Here is a 13,634-nt window from a genome sequence, read left to right on the forward strand (position 1 = left end):
GCCGTGTCCCTACGTTACCGATCGACACCGACAACGGGCAGTGACTTCCGAACACGTCCGCCAAGGGCGAACGAACGGTTGGTCATCGTTTGTTCCCGTCATCCGTGCCCAGCAGGTGGTCCGACAGCAGGACCAGGGCTTTCTCCACGGCGGTGGAACGGACCGCTTTCCGGTCGCCACTCACAGTGATTGTCCGCACTGTGGACACTCCAGGCCCGCTCAAGCCGATGTGGACCGTTCCTGGAGCGACTCCGTCCTGTGGATCAGGTCCGGCGACGCCGGTGAGCCCGATCCCCCAGTCCGCTTTGCACCGTTTCCGGGCACCTTCGGCCAGTTGTGCGGCCACGTCGGGGTGCACGGCCCCGTGCTCGTCGAGCAACTGCTGGTCCACGCCCGCGAGCTCGTGCTTGAGCTCGGTGGCGTAGACGATCAACCCACCGCGGACCACGGCACTCGCCCCCGGTGTGTCGACGATCGTCGCGCACAGCAGACCCGCGGTCAGCGACTCGGCCGTGGCAACGGTCTCGTTCCTTGCCTTCAGCAGCTCGACCACGTTCGTCATGCGACGGCCCGACCTGCCCTTGCCTTCAACTTGAACGCCCGGATGACGTAATCGATTCCCGTCACCACGGTCAGGACCAGTGCGACGGCCATGATCATCCACGCGATGAGCTCCAGCACGTCGTTCTGCGGGAGCACGAACAGCCCGATGGCGATGACCTGCGCCAGCGTCTTGGCCTTGCCGCCGCGGCTGGCCGGGATGACGCCGTAGCGGATCACCCAGAACCGCAGCAGCGTCACACCCACCTCGCGCACCGCGATGGTGATCGTGATCCACCACGGCAGCACGTCGAGCATGCTCAGGCCGACCAGCGCCGACCCGGTGAGCGCCTTGTCCGCGATCGGGTCGGCGATCTTGCCGAAGTCGGTGATCAGGCCGTGCTTGCGCGCGAGCGTGCCGTCGATGTGGTCGGTGAAGCTCGCGACGGCGAAGATGCCGAACGCGATCAGCCGCCACGTCGTGTCGAAGCCGCCCGCTTCGAACAGGGAGAACAGGAAGACCGGGACGAGTGCCAGCCGCGCCATCGTCAGGATGTTGGCGACGTTGAGCAGCGGGACCTTCCTGGCCTCGGTCATGTCGCGATGACCTCGATCGGCTCGACCACGAGGTCGACGCCCTCGGAGTCGACGACGCGGCAGCGGACCAGGTCACCGCGCTGGAGACCCTCGGCGTCGAGCACGATGCACTCGCCGTCGACCTCGGGCGCCTGGTGCTCGGCGCGCCCCACGCAGTCGCTCTCGTCGTCCTCCTCGTGCTCGACCAGCACGACGACCTCGGTGCCGACCCGGTCCTCCGCGCGCTGGCTGGTGAGCTCCTCGACGAGGTTGCCGATCCGGGTGACCCGCTCGGCGATGGTGTCGGCGTCGAGCTTGCCGCCGAGGTTCTCCGCCTCGGTGCCGTCCTCGTCGGAGTAGCCGAAGATGCCGACCGCGTCCAGGCGCGCCTCGGTGAGGAAGCGCTCCAGCTCCCGCAGGTCGTCCTCGGTCTCACCGGGGAAGCCCACGATGAAGTTGCTGCGGATGCCCGCCTCGGGCGCGTGCTCGCGGATCTGCCACACGAGCTTGAGGAAGCTGTCGGTGTCGCCGAAGCGCCGCATCCGCCGCAGCACGTTCTCGCTGGAGTGCTGGAAGGACATGTCGAAGTAGTTCGCGACCTTGTCCGTCTTCGCGATGGCGGCCACGAGGCTCGGCTTGGTCTCGGCGGGCTGCAGGTAGCTCACCCGCACCCGCTCGACGCCGGGGATGGACGCGAGGCGCGGGAGGAGCTGTTCGAGGGCCCCCTGCTCACGCGGCAGGTCCTTGCCGTAGCTCGTCGAGTTCTCGCTGACGAGGAACAGCTCCTTCACGCCGTTCTCGGCCAGCCACATCGCCTCGGCCACGACCTCGTCCGGGTGCCGCGACACGAACGCGCCGCGGAAGCTCGGGATGGCGCAGAACGAGCACCGCCGGTCACAGCCGGACGCGATCTTCAGCGGCGCGACGGGCGCGTCGTCGAGCCGGCGCCGCTGGACCTTCGTCGGCCCCCAGCCGTGCCCGGGAACCTGCACGTCCCTGGTGGCCTCCTGCCGCTTGACCGGCGTGATCGGCAGCAACGTCCGCCGGTCCACCGGCACGTGCGACTCGACCTGCTTGCCGTGCAGCACGTCGTTGAGCCGCTCGGCCAGGTCGTTGTACTGGTCGAACCCCAGGACCGCCGCGGCCTCGGGAAGGCTGTCGGCGAGCTCCTTGCCGTACCGCTCGGCCATGCACCCGACCGCGACGACCTTCGCCCCGGTGTCGGACGCGGCGAGCAACGTGTCGACCGAGTCCTTCTTGGCCTGCTCGACGAACCCGCACGTGTTGACGACGACGACGTCGGCGCCCTCGTCCACCAGCTCCCAGCCGCCCTCGCCGAGCCGTCCGGCGAGCTCTTCGGAGTCGACCTCGTTGCGGGCACAGCCCAGGGTCAGCAGCGACACGCGTCGCGGAGTGGTGGGAGAAGACACGGCGCTCAGGGTAACCGCCCCGGGTGCCTGCGCTGGAATCGCGCTGCCGGGAGGCCAGGCCACGCCCCCGCGTGTCACGTATCCACAATTTGTCCACTTCTCGCTGCTTCCCCGCGTGCACTCTGCCGCACGTGCTCGTCGAGGCGTTGAGGTCGGGGTACGCGGTACCCGCGCTGCTGCTGACGTTCGCGCTGGTCACCCGGCGTGTGTGGGTGGGGCTCGCGCAGACGCTCCGCGACTGGGTGCGGTCCGCGCCCGCCCGCCGCCGTGCCGGCCTGGAGGAGAAAGTGGTCGAGCACGCGCTCGCCACCCGGTCCAAGGACCAGCGCGAGCACTACGTGGAGATGCTCCGCCTGCTGCTCGACGCCTCCGGCCGCTCCCTGCCCGACCCGCCGCCCCCGGATCCCGCACCGGACGAGAACCCCGGCGAGGGCGCGGCCCATACTTGACGATCGTGACCAGTGGGGTAGTCGTGCGGCGCGCCCGCACCAGCGACGTGCGCGCCATGAAGGCGTTGATCGACGGGTACGCGGGCAAGGTCCTGCTCACCAAACCCCTGGTCACGCTGTACGAGGCGGTCCAGGAGTTCTGGGTGGCCGAAGAGGACGGCGAGCTGCTCGGCTGCGGTGCCCTGCACGTGATGTGGGAGGACCTGGCCGAGATCCGTTCCGTCGCCGTTTCCCCCATGGCGCTGGGCAGGGGCGTGGGCCACCGGATCGTGGCGCAGCTCATCGCGACCGCGCGGGAGCTGCAGCTGGCCCGGATCTTCGTGCTCACGTTCGAGACGCGGTTCTTCGGCAAGCACGGTTTCGTGGAGATCGAGGGCACCCCGGTGAGCCCCGAGGTCTACGAGGAGATCATGCGGTCGGTGGACGAGGGTGTCGCCGAGTTTCTCGACCTCAGCTACGTGAAGCCGAACACGCTGGGCAACAGCCGGATGCTCCTGGAGCTGTAACTCTTCGAGTGAATACTCGAAGAGTCTTGACTCGCAGAACGGCGCGGGGCCAGGATCGCAGCTGTGCCCGAATCGCTCACCATCGACGAGCTCGCTGCCCGTGTCGCGCTCCCCAGCAGCACCATTCGCATGTACCAGACGAAGGGTGTGCTGCACGCGCCGAGACGGCAGGGGCGCGTGGCGTACTACGACGCCTCGCACGTCGAGCGGCTGACGCTGGTGCAGCGGTTGCAGCAGCGGGGGTTCTCGCTGCCCGCGATCGCTGAGCTGATCACCGCGCGCGAGAAGGGCGAAAGCGTCGCGACGGTCCTCGGCATGGGTGAAACCGAAGGGCCGGACGACTGGGTGCGGATCAAGGTGCGCGACATCAAGCACCTCGTGCCCATGGGTGAGGTCCAGCCGCGTCTCCTCCTCCGGGCAATGCGGCTGGGTCTCGTCCGCTGGAAGTACGGCTGGCCGCACGCGCGCCGGTGGGCGCTGGAGGCGGGCGGCAGGCTGGCGGGGCTGCGGGTGCCCAGCGACGACGTCATGGACAGCTTCACCAGGCTCCGCACGGCCACGGACGCGATCGCCGCGGACTTCGTGCGGTTGTTCGAGCAGCAGTTCTGGCCGGAGCTCGCGCGCAAGGCCGGTGACGACAACCAGCTGGAGAACGTGCGGGCGCTGCTGGTCGAGCTGACGTTCACGGCGGAGACGGCCGTGGTCGGCACGCTCAGGGAGTCCATCCGCGACGCGGCGGAGGAGTTCGCGTCGCGGCACGGGCTGCTGCCCAGCGACGACTTCCAGCCCGCGTGGGCCGAGCAGCCGTTGCCGCCGATAGCCGAGAACATCGTCGACCCGGCCGGTGACCTGCCGAGCGAGCAGGAGATCGAGAACTTCCTGCTGAGGGGGGACGAGGATGAACCTGGTCGCTGATCCCGCGTGGCACGCGCAGGTGAGGGACGAAGGACTCGTCGTGTACGCCGGGGCCGACCTCGCGTACCTGATTCCCGACCTGCCCAGGGCTACGGCCGTGGCGCTGGCCGGACTGTTCGAGCCGGTGCTGAGGGGTCTGGCTCGGACGGTCGACGAGAACCGGTTGGGGGAACCGGTTCGCCGGCACCTGGCCCAGCTGAGGAACCTGGGCGCTCTCCGCCCGGCCGGGTTGCCCGCCGACCCCGCGACGCCGGTGAGGACCGGCACGCGGATCGTCGGCGCGGCACCCGCCGGGCTGGTGGAGCAGTTGCCGCACGACGACGAGCCGGAGCTGCTGCTCGTCGTGCGGACCACGGGCACGTTGCTCGACCTGGTGGAGGTGGCGCGTGAGACGCGGGTCCCGCACCTGCTGCTCGACCTCGCCTACCACCACACCGTCGCGCTCGGGCCGTTCGTGGTACCCGGCACCGGTGCGTGCCTGGCGTGCCTCGCGGTGCGGACGGGGCGGCGGTGGGGCGATCCACCGCCGCCTCCCCAGCCGGGGGCACTGCGGTACGAGTTCCCGCTTTCGCTTGCGCGGCAGGCGATCGCGAACATCCGCGGCGGCTCGCTGGCGCTGCTCGACGCGGTCGTGACGGTCGACCTCGACGAGTTCACGACGACCCGCGAGAGCGTGCTGCCCGCCGCCGGCTGCGAGATCTGCCCGGAGGTGGGGTCCGGGCGCGTCACTTTGCCTTGGGGGACACATGACCACAGCGGTTCGGTTACCTGACCAGTTCTCACCCGGAGCGGCCGCGACCACCGCGGCGACGCCCACGTGTTGCTGTTGTTGTTGCTGTTGCGCGGTTTCCTCGGTCGGTGCGGCGGTCCAGATCCCCGAGGCCCTCCGCCGGGACACCGAAGAGCTCGAACGGCCGCGCGGCGCGCTCGTCGCACCCGCTGCGATCTACCCGCTGCTGGTCGTGGCGCTGCCTTTCGTGACTATGGGCGAGAGCCTCGACCTGCACTGGGCGTGGTGGGTCGGCGGGTTCGGCGTGGCGCTGGCCTGGGCGGTCGCGTCCGGGTTCCTCGCGCGGTCGCCGAAGCCGTGGGCCAGTGCGGTGCGGCTGTTCGGCTGGGCGCTGCTGTGGTGCGCGGAGCCGTTCGTCGCGGTCCCGCTGCTGGGGGTGGTCGCCGCGGCCACGAACGTCGCGGTCGCCTCGATCCTCTACGTCGCCGGCGCGCTCGGCTTCGGCTACCACCTCCTCCGCCGTTATCGGAGGAAGGCGTGAAGACGGTCGCCGAAGCGCTGGTCGAACGGGCTGTCGGCTGGCGGCAGGGCGTGGTGGCGCAGCTCCAACCCGTGCCGCACAGCCTGTCCGATGTGGACCTCAAGGGCTGGGCGGCGGTGCCGGAGCCGTTCGGCACCGGTGGCACGTCGGGCGGCACGGATCGCGTTGCGGCCGTTGCGGAAGCGTTGGAACGGCATGCGGCCGCGCGCGCACGGCTGGAGGTCGTGACCGACGGGCCGTGCTGGCCGTTGGAACACTTCAGCCTGCACACGGTCGAGCAACGTGTGCACGGGAACTACCGCTACCGCAAGGGATACGTCGACACGAAGTACACGCGGGCATGGACGTTGCCGGGCAACGAGCCCATCCGCGTGCCCGCCGGGCTGGTGGCGCTGGACGTGTCCTACGGGCTGCCCGCGACCTCCTCCGGTCTCGCGGCCGGGCCGTCGGCCACGAGCGCGTTGCTGCGGGCCACGCAGGAGCTGGTCGAACGGGACGCCTTCACGATCACCTGGCTGCATTCCCTGGCACCGCACCGGATCGCGGTGGAACTGCCGCACGGTGCGCAGGCCTTCGACCTCACGCCCGCCTACAGCCCGCACCCGGTGATCGCCGTGATGGGCTCGCTGCCGGTCGCCGGCCGGCCGCGCCCGACGCTCGGCCTGGCGTGCCGGGCGCGGACCGAGGACGCGTTGCGCAAGGCGTACGAGGAGTGGGTGCAGGGCACGGTGTTCATCGAGGTGTGGCTGGCGCGCAACGGTGCCGCGCCGGTCGAGGAGGCCACGGACTTCGACCGGCACGCCGCCTACTACGCCACCCGCCCCGCCGAGTGGCACGCGCTGCCGTGGTGGAACGGCGCCGTGACCGAGCCGCCCGCCGGCTCGGAAACCGTTGGTGCCGCGGCGGAACTGACCGAACTGGTGCACGCGCTCGACACCGCCGGTGTCCGGCTCGCCTACCGCGAGCTGACCACGCCGGAGCTGTCGGCCGTGGGACTGCACTGCGTCCGCGTGCTGTCCCCCGACCTCGCGCCCCTGCACTCGGACCACCGCTGGCCGCACCTCGACGGCCGCACCCGTGACGTGGCCTGGCGCTACCCGCACGCTTCCCCCGGCGTGTTCCCGAATCCCGCACCGCATCCGCTGGGGTGAGCCGTGACGTTCGACGACTTCTGGGCGGCGAGCCGGTTCTCGCCGCTGCACCAGCGGCGCCTCGGCGACCAGCTGCGCGACTTCCGCCCGCGGCCGCCACTGGTCGACCCGCTGGAGCTGCCGAGCGTGCCGCAGCCGTTGCCCAGGCCGTCCGACCGCCTGCAACGCCTGTTCCGCGACCGGCGCAGCACCCGTGAGTTCGCCACGACCCCGTTGAGCCGCAAGGAGCTCGGCACGGTCCTCGGGGCGCTGGGCGACGCGAGCTTTCCGTCGGCGGGCGGGCTGAACCCGTTGCGCTGCTACGCCTTCGTCGGCGGCCGCGCGGTCCGGTACGACATCGCCCGCCACGCGCTGCAGGACATCCGCGCGGCACCCGCGAACCTCCCCGAGATCCTCGGCACGCCGGACGTCCCGCCGCTCACGATCGTGCTGGTGCTGGCCGATGCCGAGGTCTTCGCGAAGTACGGCGAACGCGCCGGCCGGTTCGGCCTGGTCGAGGCCGGCGCGGCGGCCCAGAACATCTGCCTCCGCCTGGCACAGCAGAAACTCGGCGGCTACCTGCTCGGCGGCGTAGCGGACAACGAGGTTCTTCACTCGTTGGGCTTACCGCGAGACCTCCGCGTGGCCACCGCGATCGCATGCGGTCACCTGCTCATCTGACGTTCACCGCATCGTGTCTACCAAAGACGCCCGATCACCAGCTACAACAAAGCGAGACCCCGCTCACACACCGAGGAGCTCGCCATGTCGAAGACCCTGCGCTCGGCGTTCGTGGGCGCCGCGGCGTCCCTGGCCCTGATCTTCACCGGCGTCCCGGCCCAGGCCGTGGACGTCGTCGCGGTGACCGACGACTACGTTTTCACGAAGACCCTCAGCCAGTTCACGACACTGCGCGCCCAGCAGCCCTACGCCGGTGAGCTCGACTGGTCGTCGGACGGCTGCTCGTACTCGCCGGACAAGCCGTTCGGCTTCAAGTTCCTGCCCGCCTGCCACCGCCACGACTTCGGCTACCGCAACTTCAAGCGGCAGTCGCGGTTCAGCGAGGAGAACCGGCTGCGCATCGACAACCGCTTCAAGTCCGACATGTACGGCATCTGCGCCGGCAGCTGGAGCTGCAACCGCACCGCGGACGTGTACTACGCGGCCGTGCGCCAGTTCGGTGGCACCGGCTCGTCGACCGCCGCCACCCTGCAGGAGGCGGGCCTGAGGTAGAGCGCCTGGGATTGTCAGACCCCCTGAGTACGGTCGGACGCAGGGTTCCCAACCCGGGGAATCCTGCGTCCGGGGGGACCGACCATGACCACCGCACCACCTCGAACCACTACCGCACCGCCCGAAGCCCCGGGCAGGCCGTCCGTCCGCCTGGTGTGGCGCGACTCGGCGGCGGTCACGTCGGCGCTGACCACCCCGCCCGAGCCCGCGCTGGTCGAACCGATGCACCGCGCCCGCCCGTGCGTGCTCACCCCGCGCAGGGCAGTCGAGTACCCGACGAAGCACGAGACACCGGAAGGCGTCTCCCGCGACGGCTGGCCGGACGTCGCGGAGGTGACCAAGATCGGCGGCTGGCCGTTCTGGTACGCGTCGGGACCGGGCGGCGCGGAGTGCCCCGAATGCGGCACCGAGCGGGAGTTACTCCTGTCGCTGAACACGATCGAGCAGACCCGGCCGCACCCCACGACACCGGTCGGCTGGCGGTTCGCGGGTGACGGTGCCCCGAACGCGTCGACCAGATCGCCCGCCGCAAAACCAAGGGCTCGGCCGGCGGCAGGTCACCGGCTTTCGGCGCGGATCTTCACAAGATGCGCAACGTGGTCGAGCGCTGCTTCAACCGCCTCAAGCAGTTCCGCGGCCTGGCAACCAGGTTCGCCCAACGAGCCGCCTATCACCGAGCCGAGATCATCTTGGCCTGCATCGTCCTTCACCTCCGGTGAAGATCCACAGGACAGGGCCTCACCAGATCACCCTTGCCTTGGTGGACGGGGAACTGGCCCTGGCCGATCCGCGTCCAGGACCGCCCGGGACGCTCCTGGTGGTCCAGGACGCGAGCGTGCCGCCCGAACGCGGGCAACGCGGGCGTCGGCATCAGCTGCTTCGGTACCGGCACCGCGGCCGTTCAGTGGCGTGTCATTCCACTCGGTGGCCGGTGTGGTCGCGCACGACCTTGCCCTCGGCGTCGACCGCGCGGAAGCCGCTGTGGCCCTTGGAGGAGAACGAGGTCAGAAACATCGGCAGTGCGACGAACAAGCCGAGCAGTACGACGATCAGTGCCTTGACGAACGGAGAGAAGAACGGCGCCTGCGTCGCGCCGACGACCAGCAGCGCCACCACGATCGAGGCGGCGAGCAACTTCCGCCGGCGTGCCGTGACCGCCGCGGCGCTGCGGAGTTCCAGCAGGAAGTTCTGCCCGCAGGTGGGGCAGACGAGCCGGACAGTGCGAATGCCCTGGTCGGGGCGTTCGAGGGTGAACGAGTGCATGGCGCTCTTGTTGCCCGTCACCACTGGGCCGCTGATCACCTCCAGGACGTGACCCATCGTGAATCGGATGGTCTTGCCTGGTTCCGGTGCCACGAACACTCCGCTCCGCGTGTTGCCTGTGAGCACATGGTGCAGGCCGTGGGTCGTCCCGAGGGGCATCTCGACCGAGATTGCTCCAGACGGACCTTCGGTCACCGCCGCTCAGGACGCACACCGTCCGGGCAGGTCACGCCAACGGGGCGCCGGTGCGTTCCTTCCACAGGATCGCGTTGATCACCTGCCGGTGGCTGCGCCACCGGCCACCGCGCTGCCCGCTCTGCGCGGGCAGCAACGGCGAGATCGCAGCCCAGGCCTTGTCAGCTCACCACGTCCGACCACACACCATCATCTGCACACGATCATGCAAAAGATCCGCAGAACACCGACTAGTCGTCGTCGGCCGGTCCGCCACCACGCATCAGGTAGATCACCGACTCCAGCTCGTCCGGCTTGATCAGCACCTCACGTGCCTTCGAGCCCTCGGACGGCCCGACCACGCCCCGCGTCTCCAGGAGGTCCATGAGCCGACCGGCTTTCGCGAAGCCGACCCGCAGCTTGCGCTGCAGCATCGACGTCGAGCCGAACTGCGACGTCACGATCAGCTCCGTGGCCTGGACGAGCAGCTCCAGGTCGTCGCCGATGTCGGCGTCGATCTCCTTCTTCTCGCCGGCCTTGGCCGCCGTGACGCCGTCGGTGTACTCGGGCTGCGCCTGGTTCTTCGTGAAGTCGACGATCTGGGAGATCTCCTCGTCCCCCACGAACGCGCCCTGGATGCGCACCGGCTTGCCGGCACCCATCGGCAGGTAGAGCCCGTCGCCCATGCCGATCAGCTTCTCGGCACCCGGCTGGTCGAGGATGACCCGCGAGTCGGTGAGCGACGACGTGGCGAACGCCAGTCGTGACGGCACGTTCGTCTTGATCAGGCCGGTCACGACGTCGACGGACGGGCGCTGCGTCGCCAGCACGAGGTGGATGCCCGCCGCGCGCGCTTTCTGCGTGATGCGCACGATGGCGTCTTCCACGTCGCGCGGCGCGGTCATCATGAGGTCGGCGAGCTCGTCGACGATCGCCATGATGTACGGGTACGGGCGGTAGACGCGTTCGGATCCGGGCGGCGCGGCGATCTCACCGGTCTTGACCTTGCGGTTGAAGTCGTCGATGTGGCGCACCCGGTTGACCTGCATGTCCTGGTAGCGCTGTTCCATCTCCTCGACCAGCCACGCCAGGGCCGCCGCGGCCTTCTTCGGCTGCGTGATGATCGGCGTGATCAGGTGCGGGATGCCCTCGTACGGCGTCAGCTCGACCATCTTCGGGTCGATCAGGATCATCCGGACCTCGTCCGGCGTCGCACGCGACAGCAGGGAGACCAGCATCGAGTTGACGAACGACGACTTACCGGAACCCGTGGAGCCCGCGACCAGCAGGTGCGGCATCTTGGTCAGGTTCGCGGTGACCATGTGGCCCTCGATGTCCTTGCCGAGGCCGATCACCATCGGGTGCGTGTCCTTCAACGTCGACGGCGCGCGCAGCACGTCGCCGAGCCGCACCATCTCGCGGTCGCTGTTGGGGACCTCGATGCCGACCGCGGACTTGCCGGGGATCGGCGCGAGCAGCCGGACGTTGTCGGTGGCGACCGCGTAGGCGATGTTCTTGGTCAGCGCGGTGATCTTCTCGACCTTCACGCCGGGGCCGAGCTCGACCTCGTACCGCGTGACCGTCGGGCCGCGCGTGAAGCCGGTGACCTGGGCGTCGATCGAGAACTGGTCCAGCACCCCGGTGATGGCCTCGATCATCTGGTCGTTGGCCTTGCTGCGGGCCTTGGGCGCGTCGCCGTCCTTGAGGATGTTCGGCGGCGGCAGCTGGTAGTCGCCCTCGACGGCGCGCACGGCCATCTCCGGAGCGGCGGCAGCGGCCTTCTTCGGCTCTTTCGGCTCCTTCGGCACGGGCCTGGGCGCCGGTTCCGGCTCGTCCACCGGCAGCTCGGCCTGCGGCTGCTCCTCCACGGGCACGGCGGCCTGGCGCCGGCGCGACGGGCGCCGCAGCTTGACCGGCTTCGGCTCTTCCTCGGCCTCCTCGTCGACGGCATCGAACTCGTCGGTCCGCGGCCGCGGGTGCAGCAGCGACCGGATCCGTTCGGGCGCCTGGCGGATCGGCGTGTGCGTCACGACCAGCAGCCCGTAGCCGAAGATCAGGAACAGCAGCGGCCCCGCCACCCACGACGTGAGGCCCTGCGCGAGGAACCCACCGGCCAGATAACCGAGCGCCCCACCGGCGTCGCGGCGTTCGATCGGGTCCATCGGCAGGCCGCCGATGAGGTGGAACATGCCGAGCACGCCGATCATCATCAGCAACGAGCCGATGATGAGCCGCGGCCGTGCGTCGGGCATCGGGTCCGTGCGCATCAACGTGACGCCGATGCCCAGCAACACGACCGGCACGATCACCGCGGGGAACCCGACGGAGCTGCGCACGGCGACGTCCACCCACTGGCCGACGGGCCCGCCCGCCTGCCACCACACACCGGTGCCCGTCACGAACGCGAGCGCGATCAGCAGCAGTCCGAGCCCGTCGCGGCGATGCTCGGGATCGAGGTCCTTGGTACGGCTGACGGTGCGCACGACACCACCGACACCACGTCCCAGCCCACCCCACACGGCGCTGATAACGCCGCCGCTCTTGCGTGGAGCGGGCTTTCTGGACGCGGTGGATCGCGCCCGCGGCTTGGCTGGTGCTTTGCCGCGTGACGTGGTCTTTCTCGAAGTCCCTGTACGCCCGGCCATGTGTATAAGGTAGTCCCTTGCGTCTCACCAGCCTCGTTCGCAACTGGGACGCGCGCGAAATCCCATGGTTCACCGGATCGTGCACTGTGTCGTTCCGACACGCCGTACGCTGCCCCGCGTGTCCACACCGCTCTTCTGGCGCGTGCTCATGTCGATCGACCGCGGGCTCGTCGCGCTCACCGGGAAGCTCGAGGTCTCCGGTGACATTCCACCCGAGCTGCTCGGCAAGCCGTTGCTGCTCGCCTCCAACCACATCGGCAACCTCGACCCGTTCGTGCTGATCGCGGCGTGCCGCAAGGTCGGGATCAACCCGCGCTTCATGCTCGCCGGCGGCCTGCTCGACGCCCCGGTCATGGGCCCGGCCCTGAAGGCGTGCGGCCACCTCCGCGTCGACCGCGCGTCCGCGAACGTCGGCGAGGCCATGCACCGCGCGGTGGAGGCACTGCAGAAGGGTGGCGATCCGATCGCCGTCTACCCCGAGGGCAAGATCACTCTCGACCCCGGCATGTGGCCGGAGCGCGGCAAGACCGGCGTGGCACGTATGGCGTTGGGCGGCGACATCCCGGTGATCCCCATCAGCCAGTGGGGCGCACACGAGGCCGTGTACTGGGGCAACCTGCACGTGAACAGCTGGAAGGACCTGCTGCCGTACCTGACGTCGTGGCTGTCGGCCGTCCGCAAACGCCCGACCTTCAAGGTCCACTTCGGCAAGCCGGTGGAACTGCGCGACCTGTCGGCGGACAGGGCGGGCGACGCCCGCCGCGCCCACGAACGCATCATGCGCGCGATCACCGAGAACCTGGTGCCGCTGCGCCTGGACGAACCGGACGCCCCTCGCTTCCACGACCCAACCCGCCCGACAACCGGTTCCTCCCCTTGGCGGCCCGCCTGACCGAGTAGGCGATCACGGTGACCAACATCAGGAACGGCGCGGGACTACCCGTGTAGACGCCGACCGCGAAGTCGGCCACCGGAACGACCAACGCCAGCACGAACGCCTTCGCACTCGCCGTGGGCAACTTGACCTTCGGGTCCGCCCACGGCGTGCGCCCCCACGGCTTCGCGACGCTGAGCCACACCTGGAACGAGAACGCACCGATCATGCACGCCGTCCCGACCGGCAACCACGGCGTGACCCGCCCTTCCGCGGCCGCGGCCAGGTTGTCGCTGAGGATGAAGATGCCGACGTAGAGCTGCCCGACGGTGATCACGAACTTCCCCATGACCCACCAGTGCCGGAAGTACCCCCACGGCGTCGTGGCGCTGAGCATCATGCCGGTGAACGCGCTGGCCGCCCCCATGAACGCGAGCACGTGGTGGTCGAGCACCCGCGCCATCCGGAACGCGCTGACGTCGCCCGTCTTCATGCCGTAGAGGTTCAGCGCCAGCAACGCCACGGCCTGGCTGAGCCAGCCGACCGACGTCACGACGTGCAGCCACACCACCAAAGTCCTCGCGCGCTTCGCCATGACATGTAGGTTGCCTACTTATCGCGGACCGCG

Annotated in this window: 16 protein-coding genes and 1 pseudogene; 10 read left to right on the forward strand and 7 right to left on the reverse strand. The window is 69.7% G+C overall.

The window, feature by feature from the left end:
- Nucleotides 1–82 precede the first annotated feature (82 nt).
- The 3 genes from ADL03_RS16930 to rimO are packed head-to-tail and all read right to left on the reverse strand — an operon-like array spanning nucleotide 83 to nucleotide 2,546.
- Complete coding sequence (locus ADL03_RS16930; protein ID WP_053734429.1) at nucleotides 83–562, reverse strand: CinA family protein; 480 nt, start codon at nucleotides 560–562, stop codon at nucleotides 83–85.
- Nucleotides 559–1,137 (reverse strand): CDP-diacylglycerol--glycerol-3-phosphate 3-phosphatidyltransferase, encoded by a 579-nt coding sequence (pgsA, locus tag ADL03_RS16935; protein WP_053734430.1) that lies wholly within the window; start codon nucleotides 1,135–1,137, stop codon nucleotides 559–561. The genes ADL03_RS16930 and pgsA overlap by 4 nt, the downstream gene beginning before the upstream one ends.
- Nucleotides 1,134–2,546: a 30S ribosomal protein S12 methylthiotransferase RimO gene (gene rimO / locus ADL03_RS16940; RefSeq protein ID WP_231641952.1), complete on the reverse strand. Its 1,413-nt coding sequence runs from the start codon at nucleotides 2,544–2,546 to the stop codon at nucleotides 1,134–1,136. The genes pgsA and rimO overlap by 4 nt, the downstream gene beginning before the upstream one ends.
- Before the next feature lie 131 nt (nucleotides 2,547–2,677).
- On the opposite strand from rimO, the gene ADL03_RS16945 reads away from it, so the two are divergent.
- The 9 genes from ADL03_RS16945 to ADL03_RS50810 all read left to right on the forward strand — a co-directional run bounded on the left by ADL03_RS16945 (nucleotide 2,678) and on the right by ADL03_RS50810 (nucleotide 8,769).
- A complete protein-coding gene (locus tag ADL03_RS16945) occupies nucleotides 2,678–2,995 on the forward strand; it encodes a hypothetical protein (RefSeq protein ID WP_053734431.1) in 318 nt (105 codons plus the stop codon).
- A 56-nt stretch (nucleotides 2,996–3,051) separates the two neighbouring features.
- Complete coding sequence (locus ADL03_RS16950) at nucleotides 3,052–3,501, forward strand: amino-acid N-acetyltransferase (RefSeq protein WP_231641969.1); 450 nt, start codon at nucleotides 3,052–3,054, stop codon at nucleotides 3,499–3,501.
- Nucleotides 3,502–3,564: 63 nt separating this feature from the next.
- A complete protein-coding gene (locus tag ADL03_RS16955) occupies nucleotides 3,565–4,416 on the forward strand; it encodes a MerR family transcriptional regulator (RefSeq protein ID WP_231641954.1) in 852 nt (283 codons plus the stop codon).
- Nucleotides 4,400–5,188 (forward strand): hypothetical protein, encoded by a 789-nt coding sequence (locus ADL03_RS16960; protein ID WP_053734434.1) that lies wholly within the window; start codon nucleotides 4,400–4,402, stop codon nucleotides 5,186–5,188. The genes ADL03_RS16955 and ADL03_RS16960 overlap by 17 nt, the downstream gene beginning before the upstream one ends.
- Entirely contained in the window at nucleotides 5,163–5,687 is a 525-nt protein-coding gene (locus ADL03_RS48450) for a hypothetical protein (protein WP_197288393.1), read from the forward strand. The genes ADL03_RS16960 and ADL03_RS48450 overlap by 26 nt, the downstream gene beginning before the upstream one ends.
- On the forward strand, nucleotides 5,684–6,838 hold the full coding sequence (locus tag ADL03_RS16970; RefSeq protein WP_053734436.1) for a YcaO-like family protein: 1,155 nt from the start codon (nucleotides 5,684–5,686) through the stop codon (nucleotides 6,836–6,838). Before ADL03_RS48450 ends, ADL03_RS16970 begins: the two co-directional genes overlap by 4 nt.
- A 3-nt stretch (nucleotides 6,839–6,841) precedes the next feature.
- Nucleotides 6,842–7,498 (forward strand): nitroreductase family protein, encoded by a 657-nt coding sequence (locus ADL03_RS16975; RefSeq protein WP_053734437.1) that lies wholly within the window; start codon nucleotides 6,842–6,844, stop codon nucleotides 7,496–7,498.
- Nucleotides 7,499–7,582: 84 nt separating this feature from the next.
- A complete protein-coding gene (locus ADL03_RS16980) occupies nucleotides 7,583–8,050 on the forward strand; it encodes a phospholipase (RefSeq protein WP_053734438.1) in 468 nt (155 codons plus the stop codon).
- A 587-nt stretch (nucleotides 8,051–8,637) separates the two neighbouring features.
- Nucleotides 8,638–8,769, forward strand: a complete 132-nt coding sequence (locus ADL03_RS50810; RefSeq protein ID WP_369808984.1) for a transposase family protein — start codon at nucleotides 8,638–8,640, stop codon at nucleotides 8,767–8,769.
- Between the two features lie 193 nt (nucleotides 8,770–8,962).
- Here ADL03_RS50810 and ADL03_RS16990 read toward each other — a convergent pair whose 3' ends face one another.
- The 3 genes and pseudogenes from ADL03_RS16990 to ADL03_RS16995 form a co-directional block, all read right to left on the reverse strand.
- Nucleotides 8,963–9,406, reverse strand: coding sequence for a hypothetical protein (locus ADL03_RS16990; RefSeq protein WP_157528826.1), 444 nt, complete (start codon nucleotides 9,404–9,406; stop codon nucleotides 8,963–8,965).
- A 133-nt stretch (nucleotides 9,407–9,539) separates the two neighbouring features.
- Nucleotides 9,540–9,659: pseudogene (locus tag ADL03_RS45495) on the reverse strand (IS5 family transposase); the annotation flags it as partial.
- Between the two features lie 79 nt (nucleotides 9,660–9,738).
- Nucleotides 9,739–12,132 carry a DNA translocase FtsK gene (locus ADL03_RS16995; protein ID WP_053734441.1) on the reverse strand — a complete coding sequence of 798 codons (2,394 nt, stop codon included), beginning with the start codon at nucleotides 12,130–12,132 and terminating at the stop codon, nucleotides 9,739–9,741.
- Nucleotides 12,133–12,250: 118 nt separating this feature from the next.
- On the opposite strand from ADL03_RS16995, the gene ADL03_RS17000 reads away from it, so the two are divergent.
- Nucleotides 12,251–13,024 carry a 1-acyl-sn-glycerol-3-phosphate acyltransferase gene (locus ADL03_RS17000; protein WP_197288395.1) on the forward strand — a complete coding sequence of 258 codons (774 nt, stop codon included), beginning with the start codon at nucleotides 12,251–12,253 and terminating at the stop codon, nucleotides 13,022–13,024.
- Here the strand turns inward: ADL03_RS17000 and ADL03_RS17005 are convergent.
- Complete coding sequence (locus ADL03_RS17005; RefSeq protein WP_197288396.1) at nucleotides 12,921–13,601, reverse strand: hypothetical protein; 681 nt, start codon at nucleotides 13,599–13,601, stop codon at nucleotides 12,921–12,923. The genes ADL03_RS17000 and ADL03_RS17005 overlap by 104 nt on opposite strands.
- Between the last annotated feature and the right edge of the window lie 33 nt (nucleotides 13,602–13,634).

The organism is Nocardia sp. NRRL S-836 (assembly GCF_001279525.1).
Classification (GTDB): domain Bacteria; phylum Actinomycetota; class Actinomycetes; order Mycobacteriales; family Pseudonocardiaceae; genus Lentzea.